The organism is Flagellimonas meishanensis (assembly GCF_019880545.1).
Taxonomy (GTDB): domain Bacteria; phylum Bacteroidota; class Bacteroidia; order Flavobacteriales; family Flavobacteriaceae; genus Flagellimonas; species Flagellimonas meishanensis.
The window spans coordinates 699,020-715,485 of the sequence record NZ_JAINVW010000003.1 but is presented as its reverse complement, the minus strand read 5'-3'; the positions used below and the strand labels follow the sequence as shown (position 1 = coordinate 715,485).

Annotated in this window: 16 protein-coding genes and 1 tRNA gene; 3 read left to right on the top strand and 14 right to left on the bottom strand. The window is 43.3% G+C overall.

Annotation, left to right across the window (positions count from 1 at the left end; translation table 11 throughout):
* Positions 1-119 precede the first annotated feature (119 nt).
* The 6 genes from K7G75_RS11180 to K7G75_RS11155 form a co-directional block, all read right to left on the bottom strand.
* On the bottom strand, positions 120-689 hold the full coding sequence (locus tag K7G75_RS11180; RefSeq protein WP_222984331.1) for a Crp/Fnr family transcriptional regulator: 570 nt from the start codon (positions 687-689) through the stop codon (positions 120-122).
* 327 nt (positions 690-1,016) lie between these two features.
* On the bottom strand, positions 1,017-1,412 hold the full coding sequence (locus tag K7G75_RS11175) for a YybH family protein (protein ID WP_222984330.1): 396 nt from the start codon (positions 1,410-1,412) through the stop codon (positions 1,017-1,019).
* A gap of 191 nt (positions 1,413-1,603) precedes the next feature.
* The gene (locus K7G75_RS11170) at positions 1,604-2,185 is read right to left on the bottom strand and encodes a Crp/Fnr family transcriptional regulator (RefSeq protein ID WP_222984329.1); all 582 of its coding nucleotides are present in this window, start codon (positions 2,183-2,185) and stop codon (positions 1,604-1,606) included.
* A 48-nt stretch (positions 2,186-2,233) separates the two neighbouring features.
* The gene (locus K7G75_RS11165; protein WP_222984328.1) at positions 2,234-3,058 is read right to left on the bottom strand and encodes a hypothetical protein; all 825 of its coding nucleotides are present in this window, start codon (positions 3,056-3,058) and stop codon (positions 2,234-2,236) included.
* A gap of 409 nt (positions 3,059-3,467) precedes the next feature.
* Positions 3,468-3,555: transfer RNA gene (locus tag K7G75_RS11160), tRNA-Ser, on the bottom strand.
* 167 nt (positions 3,556-3,722) lie between these two features.
* Positions 3,723-4,223 (bottom strand): outer membrane beta-barrel protein, encoded by a 501-nt coding sequence (locus K7G75_RS11155; protein ID WP_222984327.1) that lies wholly within the window; start codon positions 4,221-4,223, stop codon positions 3,723-3,725.
* Positions 4,224-4,396: 173 nt separating this feature from the next.
* On the opposite strand from K7G75_RS11155, the gene K7G75_RS11150 reads away from it, so the two are divergent.
* Together K7G75_RS11150 and K7G75_RS11145 are read left to right on the top strand one after the other, a co-directional pair.
* On the top strand, positions 4,397-5,152 hold the full coding sequence (locus tag K7G75_RS11150; RefSeq protein WP_222984326.1) for a sulfite exporter TauE/SafE family protein: 756 nt from the start codon (positions 4,397-4,399) through the stop codon (positions 5,150-5,152).
* Between the two features lie 6 nt (positions 5,153-5,158).
* A complete protein-coding gene (locus tag K7G75_RS11145) occupies positions 5,159-6,352 on the top strand; it encodes a DegT/DnrJ/EryC1/StrS family aminotransferase (protein WP_222984325.1) in 1,194 nt (397 codons plus the stop codon).
* Here K7G75_RS11145 and ribB read toward each other — a convergent pair.
* The 8 genes from ribB to K7G75_RS11105 all read right to left on the bottom strand — a co-directional run bounded on the left by ribB (position 6,349) and on the right by K7G75_RS11105 (position 15,811).
* Positions 6,349-7,488 carry a 3,4-dihydroxy-2-butanone-4-phosphate synthase gene (gene ribB / locus K7G75_RS11140; RefSeq protein WP_222984324.1) on the bottom strand — a complete coding sequence of 380 codons (1,140 nt, stop codon included), beginning with the start codon at positions 7,486-7,488 and terminating at the stop codon, positions 6,349-6,351. The genes K7G75_RS11145 and ribB overlap by 4 nt on opposite strands.
* Positions 7,489-8,991 (bottom strand): LptF/LptG family permease, encoded by a 1,503-nt coding sequence (locus tag K7G75_RS11135; protein WP_222984323.1) that lies wholly within the window; start codon positions 8,989-8,991, stop codon positions 7,489-7,491.
* Between the two features lie 3 nt (positions 8,992-8,994).
* Complete coding sequence (gene lolA1, locus K7G75_RS11130) at positions 8,995-9,642, bottom strand: outer membrane lipoprotein periplasmic chaperone LolA1 (RefSeq protein ID WP_222984322.1); 648 nt, start codon at positions 9,640-9,642, stop codon at positions 8,995-8,997.
* A gap of 4 nt (positions 9,643-9,646) precedes the next feature.
* Positions 9,647-12,010 carry an FtsK/SpoIIIE family DNA translocase gene (locus K7G75_RS11125; protein WP_222984321.1) on the bottom strand — a complete coding sequence of 788 codons (2,364 nt, stop codon included), beginning with the start codon at positions 12,008-12,010 and terminating at the stop codon, positions 9,647-9,649.
* Positions 12,011-12,074: 64 nt separating this feature from the next.
* Positions 12,075-12,440 (bottom strand): diacylglycerol kinase family protein, encoded by a 366-nt coding sequence (locus K7G75_RS11120; protein ID WP_222984320.1) that lies wholly within the window; start codon positions 12,438-12,440, stop codon positions 12,075-12,077.
* On the bottom strand, positions 12,433-12,939 hold the full coding sequence (tpx, locus tag K7G75_RS11115) for a thiol peroxidase (protein WP_222984319.1): 507 nt from the start codon (positions 12,937-12,939) through the stop codon (positions 12,433-12,435). Before tpx ends, K7G75_RS11120 begins: the two co-directional genes overlap by 8 nt.
* 82 nt (positions 12,940-13,021) lie before the next feature.
* The gene (gene nhaC / locus K7G75_RS11110) at positions 13,022-14,518 is read right to left on the bottom strand and encodes a Na+/H+ antiporter NhaC (RefSeq protein WP_222984318.1); all 1,497 of its coding nucleotides are present in this window, start codon (positions 14,516-14,518) and stop codon (positions 13,022-13,024) included.
* A gap of 72 nt (positions 14,519-14,590) precedes the next feature.
* Positions 14,591-15,811: an aminotransferase class I/II-fold pyridoxal phosphate-dependent enzyme gene (locus tag K7G75_RS11105; RefSeq protein WP_222984317.1), complete on the bottom strand. Its 1,221-nt coding sequence runs from the start codon at positions 15,809-15,811 to the stop codon at positions 14,591-14,593.
* Between the two features lie 151 nt (positions 15,812-15,962).
* On the opposite strand from K7G75_RS11105, the gene K7G75_RS11100 reads away from it, so the two are divergent.
* Positions 15,963-16,421, top strand: a complete 459-nt coding sequence (locus K7G75_RS11100) for an Lrp/AsnC family transcriptional regulator (protein ID WP_222984316.1) — start codon at positions 15,963-15,965, stop codon at positions 16,419-16,421.
* The last annotated feature ends 45 nt before the right edge of the window (positions 16,422-16,466 follow it).

Genomic DNA, 16,466 nt, shown 5'->3' with positions numbered 1-16,466 from the left:
ATAGCTAAAATTTGAATTGCAAAATTGGAACACCAAGATTCGTTTTACATTGACTTGGGTTAAGAAATAACGGTCGGTTGTCCCCATGAAAATTGTTGTCGGGAACAAAGGGATTTTGATTATTTGAGAATACGCTTACGAATGCGGCTAAGAGATTCGGGTTTGATGCCCAGATAACTGGCAATCAAATATTGAGGTATCCTTTCAAGAAGTTCGGGAGATTTATCCTGTAGATTCAAATAGCGTTTTTCCGGGCTCAGCTTTATGAAATTATCATATTTCATTCTTTGGGATGCCAATTCATCCTCAAGTACACTTGGTCCCATAGCGGCTAATCTGGGAACTTTTTTCATTATTTCTTCGGTTCTTTTTTGGGATCCAATGGAAACAATGCAATCTTCCAGACACTCCACATAGTATTGCGAGGGCTCCTTGGTGGTATAACTCACGGGGGTAATAGGTTGTTTTTCGGTAAAGAACTCGGTCACTTTCACTTCACCATCAACTAAATAGTAGCTGTAAATACAACCTTTAAGAATAAAAAAGCATTCATTGGCCAGTTCTCCTTCGCGTAATAGGATTGCACCTTTTTTGAATGATTTTATGAATTTTTGTTCCGATATAATCGCTTTTTCCTGCTGCGTAAGGTCAATATACTTTGATAAGAAATCAAATATTACTTGGTCCATTTTAACGATTGTTCAGTTTTCAAATGTTTCGGAATGTCTACAAATTTAGCAAGGTTTTGGGCGAAATGAAAAAATCAAATGTTTAGAGCGTCTGATTGGGGCGAAAATGTTTTTGTTGCCCAACTCATTTTGTAGATTACTATTGCAAAATACTATAGGCGTGAAAGCGTAGTGATTTCTTATGCATTAGGCAAAGGCCTCTTATAAAAAAGGTAGCGGCTTCAAGGTACATCACTTGTAAGCCGCTACCAAGTCGGTTAATTTAATGCAGTGTTCTTTGAACAACGCTGTTAACCTTACCGCCTTTGTCCAAAGTTTTAACAGTTTTTATCCTTTTGGTTCTGTTTTGTTGAACATATATCGGGCAATTTTCCATTTCCCATCAACCTTTTCAAATACGAAGAGTTCTCTGTTCGCTTCGGGGATGGTATCGCCCGTGGCATGTATCAGCGCAGTTCCTTTTGAGCTCGTTACTGCAAATGCCATGTTTCCTTCCACTTCGATTTCTTCAACGAAAAACTCTATGTTCAATTGGATTTGGGAGAAAACGTATTCATAGGACTTCAATATGCCATCTGCTCCAATTCCAGAGGGGGCCTCTGTTGGCATAAATATTCCATCCTTTGTGTAAAGTGATTGCGCCAATTTGGAATCTGATGTGTTCAATGACTTCTGGTATTCGCTCAATAGCGCTTCTATTTTTTGCTTTTCTTGCTTTTCCATGATTTCTGTTTTTTGGGTTAATTTTTCATTTGATTCCTGATTTTTGTTTTCACCGCATGAAGTCATCAGGAGTAGTGCCAACGTTGGTATCAAAAAATGTTTCATTGCCTTTGTTTTTTGTTTGAGACAAAGGTCTGGAATCATCACCATGCTTACCTATATGGTAGTTTAAGAAAGAACCTTAATGTGGATTAAGATTTGGCGATCTTCTTCCTAATGGTACTGAGAAACTCTGGTGTTACCCCTAGGTAAGAGGCAATCTGAACATTGGAGATTCTATTGAAGAAATGTGGATAGCGTTCTAAAAAATCCAAATACCGCTCCTCGGCGGTTGAACTGATGTTCTGAAGGATTCTGCGTTGGGCGCTTACAAGGGCATTTTCTGTGAACACCCTAAAAATGCGGTTGAATTTGGGGTACTCCACAAAGAGTTTGAGCTGATCTTCTTTTTTGATTTGAAAGACAATTGAGTTTTCCAAGGCTTCTATACATAGTTTAGTCGGTTCTTCGGAATGAAAACTGCCAATGTCACCGATCCACCAATTCTCAATGGCAAACTGCAGGTTATGCTCTTTGCCTCTTTCATCAATCATGTACATTCTGAAACATCCTTCAGTCACGAATGTGTTATGCGTGCACACATCACCTTCCTGAAGAATAAATTGCCTTCGTTTTACCCTCCGCGCTTTGAAAACTTCTTCCACAAAGGACTTTTCTTCTTCGCTTAAGGGAAGATATTTTTCGAAATAGTCTAGTAATGGTTTTATGGTCATTTTCAAGTTAATTATAACGGCCAGAATAAATGCACGTCTTACTAACGTTTATTTTTTGTTACGACGTTTGTAATCCAATAAATCAAATGCGAACAATTTATTGAGTTCCCCCTTCAAATTATTGTCCAGTTTGAGATTGAATAGCAGCTTGAGCGATTTGTTTATTGCGTTTAGTTCCTGGACATTCATCGTTTGAATATGTTCTTGTATATCATACGTGATTTCCTGGCCAAATTCGTCATATGCTTTCCCATCCTCTCCCAACTCTCTATAACAATATTTGTTATCAAAAAGTAAATCGTAGAACTGAAATGCGGCAAACCTTTTGAATTCGTTTGTATTTAGCCTAATAGCCTCTTTTAGGTAATAGATAATTGATCCCCAAAAAGACTCTGCTTCCATTTCATTTCTTGAAAGTTCCAATTCTCCGTCAAGAATTTTATACTCATCAATCCATCGGTTATCCATATCACCTGACGAAAAAATGAAAAAATGAGAATTTTCTAAGTAATTACTTAAACCCTTAAGCGCAAAATAAAAATTATACATTGGAATAAACGCAACATCCCCTGTCATATCCAAACACAAGAACCAATCATCGTCTTCAAAACAATCAATTGCAATGATTTCATTATTTCTGATATTTCCCTGATTGTAGCATTGAATTTGATGTTTTAGATGTTTTGGAAGTAAATCATATCTATTTTTTACCTCCTCAATCGCATTGGAATTTACTTTTATGAACACTCTATTAAATGAAAGTTCCCTAAAAGGAGTTACTTGATTAAACACTAATCGATACCGACCAAAAAATGGGCTTTTTACATCTTTTTGTAAACCGATTTTCGGATTTATACTTTCAAATGGGTTCATTTTTCATGCACATCAATGATTCGCTTATAACTAGTTGCTGACTTTTTCAACGGAAAATGTTCGCTTGACTTTAAAAGTAATTTATTGCAGGAATTTCCACTTGGAAATTCCGTCCGCAATTAATAATTATAAACCGTGTTAGCGAAATGTAATTATTTTATAACAGAAATGGCCTTTCTTACCTCTGACATATCCAGTTCATACTCTTTGCAATTCTGTAGTGCGCTTTCTAACCTATTTTGAACATTTTATCTCCTTTACAAGAAAAGAGAAGTCTTTTTAAGAAAAAAAGTTTGAAGCTTTCACTTTTCTAGAGCTATTTCGAAAACAAAATAAAATTAAGAGTTCTGTCACCCAGATTGTCACCCAAAATAAAAAAGCCCCAAAATAGGGGCTTTCAAAAAAATACTGGCGGAGGAAGAGGGATTCGAACCCCCGGAGGTGTGACCCTCAACAGTTTTCAAGACTGCCGCATTCGACCACTCTGCCATTCCTCCTAAGCGGGTGCAAATATAGGAAGCTTTTGCGTTTGTAAAAAGGTTTTTTTCAATTTCAACAAATACTGTGGCCCAAATGGATTTTAAAAACCTTTATGGAACAGACGACAATAAAAAAACCCGGTTCTTTCAAAGAACCGGGTTCCAATATGATAAATGATCTATCGTTAGTTCAGGTTAACTTCAACCCCGGCAGTGATAATGTCCCACGAACCACCGTCCAAAGAAACGCCACGATATGCTGCCATTATGGCCACCTTATCGGAAACGTTGTATCCAAACCTAGGGCTGTAGTAGAAACCTCCATCATTCCCATCATTGATACCAACGGCATAACCAAGGCCCCCACCGATAAAGAAGTCGTCAAAAGCGTAACGAGCCTCTCCGCCAATGGGAAGAAACTGAACGTCTTCTACTTCAAAGGTAAATCCTCCCACGGAAACTTCATCACCAAAGCTGTGGGAAAACCCAATAGCAGGTCCAGCTGAGAATTCATCGCTTATATCAAACAAATATCCAAGGTCCACAGCGATGGCAAAGGTAGCTAGGTCACCGGCATCACCAATAGGCAAACCAAGATGTGCTCCAGCCTTAAAATCTCCCTGCCCAAAAATGGATGAACCCATGGTCAAGGTTAACAATAAACATAACAATGTTGCTTTTTTCATGATATACTAATTTTTAGTTGTAGAGATGGTAAACGCCATTTTTCAGTTTATATTTCCTACAAAACGGATTTTTTTAAAAAAAGAGGGTCTGTTCAACCTATATGTCTCCAAATTAAACGGCAATATTTTCAATTACCCGCTTACGTTTGTGTCGCTTCGCTTATTTTTACGCTGTGGAAGCCTGGTATCACTACGCATTATTGATAATAGTTGGTTTTGCCGTAGGCTTTATCAACACCATAGCTGGAGGAGGCTCGTTGTTGGCCCTGCCAACCCTTATATTTTTGGGATTGCCGCCCAGTGTTGCCAATGGCACCAACCGCGTGGCCATAATTATCCAAACATCGCTCGCCACTGCTGGATTCAAGAGTAAAGGGGTATCCACCTTCCCATTCAATGCCTATTTGGGGATTTCAGCCTTGCTCGGGTCCATTATCGGTGCCCAGATAGCGGTGGACATAAAAGGGGAGACTTTTAATCGCATTTTAGCCATCGTGATGATAGCCGTGGTGGTCATCATCATATTTAAACCAAAGATCAATGTAGAGGAGCTTACCGAGCGCATCACGGGAAAATACCTGTGGATTGGCATCATTGCCTTTTTCTTCATTGGAATATATGGCGGGTTCATCAATGCCGGGATAGGTTTTGTGATCATATTATTTTTGCACTACGTAAACCGGATGAACCTGGTACGGGTCAACGCAACCAAAGTATCGGTAGTCTTGGCGTACACAATTTCCGCGCTGGCGGTTTTTGTCATAAATGATAAAGTGGATTGGTTGGCCGGATTTACCTTGGCTATTGGCACAGGTGGCGGTGGATGGGTATCCAGTAGGGTATCGGTGAACAAAGGAGATGGATTCATTAAAACATTTTTGGTCATCATGGTAATTGCCATGGCCATTAAACTGTGGTTTTTTACATAGAAAGATATGCCTGGATTTGAACTTTTTGGAGATAAAGAAAGAAAAGAGGTAAACGACGTTCTGGATTCCGGGGTGCTTATGCGTTACGGGTTCGATGGCATGCGGAAAAGACATTGGAAAGCCAAGTCGCTGGAAGATGCTCTTGTCCAACGGATGCAAGTGTCCCATGCACACCTAACCAGTAGCGGTACTTCGGCCCTTACTGTTGCTCTTGCCGGTGCTGGAGTGGGAGCGGGGGATGAGGTAATCATGCCCACCTTTACCTTTGTGGCCAGTTTTGAGTCCATTTTGATGCTGGGGGCGGTCCCCATTTTAGTGGATATCGATGATACGTTGACCTTGGACCCCAACGCTGTGGAAAAAGCCATAACGGAAAGGACCAAAGTGATTATGCCCGTACACATGTGTGGTTCCATGGCCGATTTGGGGGCGCTGCAATCCATTTGTAAGAAATATGGGCTACTGTTATTGGAGGATGCCTGTCAGGCCATTGGGGGCAGTTATCAGGGAAAACCTTTGGGTAGTATCGGGGATTTGGGCTGTTTCTCGTTTGACTATGTCAAGACCATCACCTGTGGCGAGGGAGGAGCTGTCATCACCAATAATAAAAACTATTATGAAAATGCCCACAAGTACTCCGATCATGGCCATGACCATTTGGGAAATGATAGGGGAGCGGAGGCGCATCCGTTTTTAGGATACAATTTTCGGATTTCCGAACTGAATGCCGCTGTGGGGCTGGCACAGATTGCCCGGCTGGATGAATTCATCGGCATACAAAAAAGAAACTACAACATCCTTAGGGAGACCCTGTCCCAAATCCCTGAGATCACTTTTAGAAGGGTTCCGGAAGGCGGGGAAGAAAACCATTCGTTCCTCAATTTCTTTCTTCCCACGGAGAAATTGGCCCGCAGGGCGCATCGCAGTCTTGGTGAAAATGGCGTTGATGGCTGTTTCTATTGGTATGACAACAATTGGCATTATTATCGGAAATGGGAACATTTGACCGAAGCAAAGTCCTTGGGCAAATTGCCGAAAGAAGTGTTGGATTCACTTCAGGATTTTTCCAAAGTTGATTTTTCAGCCTCGGACCATTGGATGGGCCGCACCATTTCCTGTTTGATTAAATTGGGCTGGACTGCAACCGAAGTGGAACAAAGAGCCCAGAAAATGGCTGAGGCCATAAAAAGTGCTCTCTAGTAGTTTACATACTCCACAATCTCCAGACCGTAACCTACCATTCCAACACGACGCGTTTTTCCGGAATTGGTCAACAATCGAATTTTTGAAATGTTGAGGTCGTGTAGGATCTGTGCACCAATACCAAAATCCTTGGTGTCCATTTCAATTTTTGGTGCATTGTAAATGCCTTGGGCCTGTAATTTTTTGTACTCCGCAAGACGCCCCAAAAGATTTATGGATTGGCTTTCCTGATTAATAAAGATCATGGCAGCCTTTTCTTCCTTGTTCAATGCCTTGAACATATTGTGGAGCACCTCATCGGGATTGTTGGTCAAAGTGCCCAACATATCGTTGTTGACCAATGTGGAATTGATACGGGTGAGCACAGGTTCCCCGCTTTTCCAAGTGCCGCGCAACAATGCTATGTGTACTTGGTCATTGGTGGTCTGTTGATAGGCCCGTAGTCGAAAATCCCCGAACCGGGTCTTGATGTCGAAGGCGTCTTTGAGTTCTATGAGGCTGTCATGCTCCATCCGATAGGCAATCAAATCCTCGATGGAAACTATTTTGAGGTCAAATTTCTTGGCCACATTCATAAGCTCCGGCAGGCGGGCCATGCTACCATCCTCGTTCATGATCTCCACAATCACTCCAGCGGGTTGCAGACCTGCCAAACGCGCAAAATCTATGGCCGCCTCCGTATGGCCTGTTCGTCGCAACACACCGCCCTCTTTCGCAATCAATGGAAAAATGTGACCGGGTCGGGCCAGTTCGTGTGCCTTGGTGGAGTTATCCGTGAGTGCCAATACGGTTTTCGCGCGGTCCGCAGCTGAGATACCAGTGGTTACCCCATTGCCCCTCAAATCTACCGAAACGGTGAAGGCGGTCTCAAGGGGGTCGGAATTATGGGTCACCATTTTATGCAATCCCAATTCCTTGCAACGGCCCTCGGTAAGTGGGGTGCATATTAGTCCACGCCCGTGTTTGGCCATAAAGTTGATGGTCTCTGGGGTGATCAATTCGGCAGCCGCCACAAAATCGCCTTCGTTTTCCCGATTCTCATCATCGACCACAATGATAACCTTGCCCTGTCGAATATCGGCAATCGCCTCTTCAATAGCGTCAAGCTGTATCTTCTTATCCTTAAATACCATCTATGCTTTCTTTGTCTTTTTGGCAAACTTGCCAATAAATTGCTTCAATACATCGAACAAATGTCCAAACCCGAACAGTCCTTTGTCCGCAGTGGCCCTCTTGGTAAGCGAAATGCCCAGCGGAAGCATGATCAGGGTGGAGAGCCATGCGCCCAAGGCTGGGTGTATGTTGCCCTCCTTGGCATAGTTGCCAGCAAAAACGCCAATAAAATAATACGTCAAAAATAGCATAATGGCAACGACCATAGGAAGTCCAAGCCCACCTTTTCTAATGATGGCTCCCAAGGGAGCTCCCACAAAAAAGAGGATAATGCACGAAAGTGCAAGCGCATATTTCTTGTGCAGCGAAAGGATATGGCTGTTGTAGAACTTGAAGCGCTTTTGCAGCTCTTCCTTTTTCGATTTTACGGTGTTTAGGACTCCAGTGACCGAATTTTTGGCGTTGTTCACCAGTTGCGAGCGCTGCCATACCTTAAGGCTGCCCAGGAGCCCTTCAATACTATTGATGGTATCCACGGGCTGTTTGGTAAGGCTGTCCAATGAAACAATTTCGTTCAGTTTTACAAGGGAACTGTCCTTTTTTTCAGGTAAAGGAAAGGCACCCATTCTGCTGGTAATGCTTTTGGAGAAAGCCTCCACTTTTTCCACGTTGTTTTTTCCGAGGGAATCGATGTCTTTGATCAAGCGGACCACATTTTTCATCTTATCGGTGGTGATGTTCTGGTCCTCTTCCAGGTCTTGGTCGTTCAACTCTGAAATATCTATGTTGATGGTGTATGTTTCAAACTTGGATTTGGCAAACGGATGCTTTCTTCTCTCTGTACTTTTGCTTGGTTTGAGTTCTTCGTAATAATGGCCATCCTTCAGCACAAGTTGGATGATATCGGATTCCTCACTGCTGATCAACTCCCCCGACTGTGCTTTGATGACGGTGTTGTTCACACTTTGATTGGTCTTTTTGTGGATGATCACGTTTTCCAAAAACCGGTCTTGCTCCCCGAATTTTCGTTCCACCTTTATGTTCATGCCCTGTCCGGTCCCCTCAAAATCACTGAAAACCCCTTCCGTAATGGCGGCTGCCGGTTTTACCTTGGCAATATTACGGCGCAGGTTGAACATTTTCTGTTCCGATTTCGGGATAATGTTGTTGGCAAAGAAAAAAGTGATCACGCCCAGAAAAAGCACAAAAACAATGAGGCTCCGCATGCCTCGTTGCAGGGAAATTCCTGATGCCTTCATGGCAGCAAACTCATAGTTTTCGGCAAAAGTACCAAAGGTAAGGATGGAAGAGAGCAGTACGGTCAGTGGCAGAACCTTGTCCACCAGGGTAGGGATAAAATAGAAAATGAACTTTCCGATGATGACAATCCCCAATCCCTTTCCGGCCAGATCATCTATAAATAGCCATATCCCCTGAAAAATGAATATGACTATAAGAATAAAGAATGAACTAAAGAAATTGTAAAGAAATCTTGATAATATATAGCGATCAAGTATTTTCAACGCCTAGTTTCTTATGATGTAATACCCTTCTTCCTCGTATTTTTTCTCGTTAAAGGTAAAGAGTCCGCTGGAAAGGGGTTGATTGGTTTTGAAAGAATTAACGGTAATGGTGGTCTTGGTTCCGTTTTTACCGGTTTGTATGAGTTTATAGATGTGCTTTGTCTCCGAATCGATGCCCAAAAGCACCGATTTGATCTCGGTGTTGGAATCAATCGGAACCAATTTCACATACTGGATCTTTCTTCCGCCCACATTTTGCAGAATGTCCCAGTGATAGTTGTGCCCCGTCTTGTAAAAGGTCAACATTTTTGATGGGCTCACGTTGTCCTCGTCCTCGTTTACATCCTCAATGGTCACTTCCTCATTTTCTGGGACCACGGTATACACTTTCTTACCATCATAAAGTTGTTTTGCCCCAAAATAGTTCAACAGATATTTTTCCCCATCCAAGGTAACATTGCCATTGGTCTCTTGCTTAAGATTGGCCTCGGTGTTTTCCAGGGTGGAGGAAAAATCGATATGGATGTTGTCATAGCCCATCACTTTGTTGTAGACTTCGTCCAGGAGGGCTTTTGCTTTGGATGAATTTTGAGCATGGGAAATGAGTATTGATCCCAAAAGCGCAAGGAAAAGAAGTTGTTTTTTTATCATGGCATTATTTTGTTTCGTTCGCTAATAATTGGTCAAGGGCATAAATATCCGGAATCAACACCTGCCGTGCCTTGCTTCCTTCAAATGGACCGACGATTCCGGCAGCCTCCAGTTGGTCAATGATTCTCCCGGCCCTGTTATACCCCAATTTCAATTTTCTTTGGATTAGGGAGGCGGAACCTTGCTGGGAGGTCACGATCACCTCTGCCGCTTCGCGGAACATGGCATCCCTTTCCGAAATGTCATAATCAATACCCGTGCCAGAATCCTCTCCCACATATTCCGGAAGCATATGGGCTTCGGGATATGCTCGCTGCGACCCGATATATTCGGTTATTTTGCCCACTTCCGGAGTGTCCACAAAGGCGCATTGAAGCCTTGTAACATCATTGCCTTGGGTGAAAAGCATATCGCCCCTACCAATAAGTTGGTCGGCCCCTTGGGTGTCCAGAATGGTACGGGAGTCTATTTTTGAAGTTACCCTAAAGGCAATTCGGGCCGGGAAATTAGCCTTGATGATACCCGTGATCACATTTACGGAAGGTCGCTGGGTTGCTATGATCAGGTGAATTCCAATGGCCCGCGCCAGTTGTGCCAATCTGGCAATGGGGGTTTCCACTTCCTTGCCGGCTGTCATGATGAGGTCGGCAAACTCATCGATTACCAACACAATATAGGGCAGGTACTTGTGACCATCATTGGGGTTGAGCTTGCGCGCCTTGAACTTCACATTATATTCCTTGATGTTGCGCACCATGGCAATCTTCAAAAGCTCGTACCTATTGTCCATTTCAATACAAAGGGAGTTCAGTGTATTGATCACCTTATTGTTATCGGTAATGATGGCTTCTTCGGAATCTGGCAGTTTGGCCAAAAAATGCCTTTCAATTTTGTTGTAAAGGGTAAGCTCCACTTTTTTTGGATCCACCAATACAAACTTAACTTCCGCCGGATGCTTTTTGTATAGAATGGAGGTGATCACGGCATTCAATCCCACAGATTTTCCCTGTCCCGTGGCACCCGCCATCAACAAATGGGGCATTTTGGAAAGGTCCACCACAAATGTTTCATTGCTGATGGTCTTTCCAAAGGCGATCGGAAGTTCCATCTCCGCTTTCTGGAATTTACTTGAGGCAATTACGGAACGCATCGAAACTATAGTGGCATTTTTGTTCGGAACTTCGATACCTACGGTACCTTTTCCGGGTATGGGAGCAATAATCCGTATGCCCAGGGCAGCAAGGGACAGCGCTATGTCATCTTCCAGATTTTTTATTTTGGAAATCCGTATTCCCGCCTCAGGGACTATTTCATAAAGGGTAACGGTGGGGCCAATGGTCGCTTTTATTTGGGCAATGCCAATTTTATAATTCTTGAGGGTACTTACAATTTTGTTCTTGTTTTCTTCAAGTTCCTCTTGGTTGATGGTAATACCTCCAGAAGCACCATGTGCGTCCAGTAGGTCCAGCGGGGGAAACTTATAATTTCCCAGTTCCAGTTTTGGGTCAAATTCCCCAAAATCCTTGACCAACCTGGCGGCTTTTATGTCCTTTTCTTCCTCTTCCTCGGCTACCTGCTCCACTTTTAGGTCAATTTCAGGATCATCCTCCTCAGGAAGGTTCACATCCAGACCTGCCTCGCTCTGTAAGGGAGGTATATCTTTTCTGTGGGTATAGGTGTCCGCCAATTTTTGTTCGGCATCGGCATCCACGCTCAGCTCAATACTGCTTTCATCCAAATCATCAGCCACCTCAGCACCCCCAAAGTCAGATTTGATTTTTCGTCGCTGTGAGCGAAAGAAATTGGCAAATCCCTCTGGAGTGAAGTTGAATAGGCGTACCAAAATCACAATCAACACAAAAAGCAGTAGCAGCAACACGCCAATTTTTCCGGTATAATCTTGGAGAAAATCATTCATCTCAAACCCGATGAGTCCGCCCAAAAGGGGTTGTTCCATTGCAAAAAAGCCAAGGGCTATGGAAACCCAGATTATTCCGACCAATCCCCAAATCCATTTTCCCAAAAGACTTTTACCGTTCAATCCCAAAAAAAGATAAAGTCCAGTTATCGCCAAGAGCAGAGGAAACGCAAAAGAAGCCAGACCAAAACCCTTGAACATAAAAAAGTGGCTCACGGAGGCGCCAAACTTGTTCAACAAATTGCTGGCCTGTGCATTTCGGTCCTTAAATTCGGATAGCAGGCTTTGATCTTCCTGCCAGGTAAAATAATAGGAAAGAAAGGAAAAGAAAAGCGCGATGCTCAATACAATCAGCAAACTGCCAAAGATGATCTTGTTCTGCTTTGAAAGTTTTAGCGTAAAACTTTTTTTGGAGGAAGTAGATTTGGATTTTGTCCTCTTTTTTGCCATTACTCTTGTTAATTCCGGGGCTAAGTTACAAATTTAGGATGCTCCAGTTCAATTAGGGCACCAATCAGATGATTTTTGGCAGGTAAATGATAAGCCCGACAATACTAGCGGCAATGGAAACAATCATGACGGCTCCAGCCGAGACATCCTTGATCAAACCGATTTTGGGATCGTTCTTTGGTTGCACATAATCGGATAATTTTTCAATCGCCGTGTTGGCTCCCTCAACACCCATCACCATTCCTATGGCCAGCATCTGCACGATCCATTCAGTGTTGGATATTTGAAAATAGAACCCGGCACCGGTTATCAACAGGGCTATAACCAGTTGGATCTGTATGCTGGATTCTGTTGCTATCAAAAGGAACAAACCCTTGAAAGCATAGCCAATACTCCGAATCCGGTTTTTAAAGAAAGATTCCCTAGCCATTCAGCAAAGCTTCCAAAGCGGCATCGTAGTTGGGTTCATTACCGGTTTCTGGAACCTGCTCAGTGTAGACCACCTGCCCATTTTCGTTTACTATGACGATTGAACGAGACAATAGGGTCTCAAAGGCACTATCTGCAAAGGTGACGCCGTAGTCCTGCCCAAACTTTCCAGTTTTATAGTCAGAAAGCATCTCCACATTTTCAATACCTTCCGCGCCACAGAATCTGTTTTGGGCAAAGGGCAGGTCTTTGGATATGCAGAGGACTTTAGTATTTTCCAATGCCGAAGCTCTTTTGTTGAATTCCCTAACGGATTGGGCGCATACCCCGGTGTCCACACTGGGGAAAATATTGAGCACCAATCTTGAACCTTTGTAGTTGGACAAAGAAACTGTTGACATGTCGGACTTAGTCAGTTTAAAATCAGGTGCTTTTGTATTTTTTGCGGGCAGTTCCCCAACGGTTTTGGCCGGGTTGCCACCAAGAGTTATTGAAGCCATTTTTTTGGATTTTGATTAAAACCGTGAAGGTAAAATTTTAATCTTGACCATCATACCCAACCGTTTTAAATTTATCCAAAATTTAGACCGTTGAAGCGGATGGTGTGGCCAGTTGTTTGATTTTGATTTTTAGTGCGGCAAACAATAAGGTCATGAACGGGCTGAGCCAGTTGAAAATGGCATAAAGAAAATATTCCCCGACACCAACGCCCAGTACGCCACTGTGATAGGCCCCACAGGTGTTCCATGGCACCAAAACGGAGGTCACCGTACCGGAATCTTCCAGGGTCCTACTCAAATTTTCTGGGGCCAATCCTCTATCATTGTATGCTTTGGCAAACATTTTACCAGGGACCACCAAAGCCAAATATTGGTCCGAAGCGGTCACATTAAGCGCCAAACAACTTCCGACGGTGCTGGCAAAAAGGCCAAATGTTGTTTTGGCCATGCTCAAAAGGGATTGTGTAATGCGTTCCAGTGCACCAATTCCGTCCATGATTCCGCCAAAAACCATGGCACAGACAATAAGCCAGATAGTGCCCAACATACCGGCCATGCCTCCCGAGGAGAAAAGATCATTAAGCGCTGGGTCACTTGTGGCGATATTGGTATCAACGGTTATGGCATTCAAAATTCCTTTGTATCCGGACTCAAAAGTCAGCGATGGACTGCCTCCCAAGGTAGCAATGACGTCTGGCTGGAAAATAAGGGCAAACACACCACCCAAAAGCGTTCCTATGAGTAAAGCCATAAGCGGGGGTGCTTTCTTGACAATTAAAAAGATTACCACAACCGGCACTAAGAATAGCCAACCATTGATATTGAAGGCTGCATCTATATTGGCCAATATGGTATCCGTATCTGTAACGCCCGATGCATCCACGGTAAAACCCAAAATGATAAACACCAGCAATGTGATGCTTATGGTAGGAACGGTCGTATAGGTCATATAGCGAATATGTGAGAACAAATCACCTCCTGCCATTGCGGGCGCCAAGTTTGTAGTGTCGCTCAGTGGGGACATTTTGTCACCGAAATAGGCTCCCGATAACACGGCACCTGCGGTCATTCCCAAAGAGATGCCCAATGCTTCGCCTATTCCTATCAAGGCAATACCAACGGTTGCGGCGGTCGTCCAACTACTTCCGGTTGCTATGGAAATAATGGCACAGATAACCACGCAAGCAGCCAAAAAGATGGTGGGATTAAGAATTTGAAGGCCGTAATAGATCATCGCCGGGATAATTCCGCTCACCAACCAAGTTCCGGATAGGGCACCAACCATTAAAAGAATGAGCAAGGCACCCGTGGTGGATCGAACATTTTCTGCAACTTCGGCTATCATTTGTTTATAGGAAACCTTGTTGAAGAAACCTACGATGGCGGCTACGGCACCTCCCAGAAGCAGAATAAATTGGTTGGAGCCACTCAGGGCATCGTCACCAAAAACGTAGACATTATATGCCAACATGCCCACCAGTGCAAAAACTGGGATCATTGCCTCCCAAATGTTCAGTTCCCGATTTTCTATGATGGTTTCGTTCTGTCTATACTTCGGTTTTTTTTCCTTGTTTGGCATTGGGTTTGGTTTTGGTAAAGGGTAATATTACAATTTTGAGCCTTGTTCTCCAAACCCTAACAGAAGTCTTGTCTAAACCATAGCGGAATCTTTTGCCAAAATGCCCAAGGTTTCCATGCAAGCGCGCATGGCCATGTATGTACTGTGGATGTCGTTGTCAAGACCAATGGAAAAGCGGATAAGTCCTTGGGAAAGTCCTAAAGCCTCTTGTTCCTCCATGGGTATTTCCGAAGATGTGGAAGTTCCGGGAGCACTGAAAAGTGTTTTGTAAAAGCCCAGGCTCACGGCCAAATAGCCCAACTTTTTTTGTTGCATGAGTTCCATAAGTGCATTGGCTTTGTCAAGGGAGCCGACATCCAAGGTCAAAAGCCCGCCAAATCCGTATTCGTCGTTCATTTGGCCTTTCATGGTTTCATGGCCCGGATGACTTTTAAGTCCGGGGTAGGCAACTTTAAGGCCATCCCGTTCCAATTGTTGGGCGAGATAATGGGCATTTTCGCTATGCTTTTTGATACGAATATGTAGGGTACGCATGTTTTTAAGTATGGAAGCGGCCCTTAGGCTGTCCAATGTACTTCCCAAAAGCATACCTGCACCATCATTTACATCTTTCAGGGAAAGACAAAAATCGGTAGAAGCACAAACGGCCCCGGCAACACAATCGCTGCTTCCGTTGATGAACTTGGTGAGGCTGTGCACCACGATGTCCGCACCCAATTGCGCCGCATTGATGCTCAATGGCGAAAAGGTGTTGTCCACCACCAAAGGCAATCGATGCTTTTTGCCAAGTTTGGAAAGCGCCCTTATGTCGGCTATCTCCAATAAAGGGTTGCTAATGGCTTCACAATAGATCATCTTGGTTTTGTTGGTAATGGATTTTTCAACAACTTCCAAATCGGTAATGTCCACAAAAGAGGTGGAAATATTGAACTTCTTCAAAAAGTTTTTCAAAAAGGCATAGGTTCCTCCATAAATGGTGCGACTACAGACGATATGGTCACCGGCATCACAAAGTTGAAGGATAACGGCACTTATCGCTCCCATACCACTGGCAAACACGTTGGCGGACTCCGTTCCTTCAAGTTGGGCCATGGCTTCGCCCAAATAGAGATTGGAAGGGGAGGAGTGCCTGCTGTATAGATAGCAACCTTCTGTGTTTCCTTCAAAAGTGTCGAACATAGTCTTGGCGGAAAGAAATGTATAGGTGGAAGAATCCGAAATGGAAGGATTTACCCCGCCGTATTCACCAAAATACTGTAAATCTTGAATGTTCTCTGCAGCCTTGTAGTCCATGATATAAATTTTTTTATAAAGATACCTATATGTAGATGATGTATCAACCAAAATCTTCAAATATAGAACTTAGTGCAATAGAATGCTGCTATTCTAGAATATTGTTCTTAATCAATTTAAAATTGATTATGTTTGGTGAAAATATATCAGAATGAAACTGGATGCCATTGATAAAAAATTAGTGGAACTGTTACAGGAAGATTGCAAAAGGACCACAAAGTATTACGCCGATATCCTGCAACTGTCAAAAACAGCGGTGTATGAGCGCATCAAACGATTGGAGCGGGAGGGCATTATTACAAGCTATGTCGCATTGGTCAACAAGGAAAAGGTGCAACGTAATTTCACCGTATTATGCCACATTCGACTGATACAACACATAAAAGAGAATGTCCTGAAGTTTGAACGGGAGATCCTGAAGTTGGATGAGGTGTCGGAGTGCTATCATGTTGGAGGGGATTATGACTACATTATCAAGGTGAATGTAAAGGACATGAAAACATATAGGGAGTTTATGGTCACCAAGCTCACGGCCATCAGCAACATTGGAAATACCCAGAGTTCCTTTGTGATCAATGAGGTCAAAAGCAGCCCTTCCGTGCATATTTAGCAAAGTTTAACCTAATTCCATGTTAAAAAGGAATCATGGCCAGTG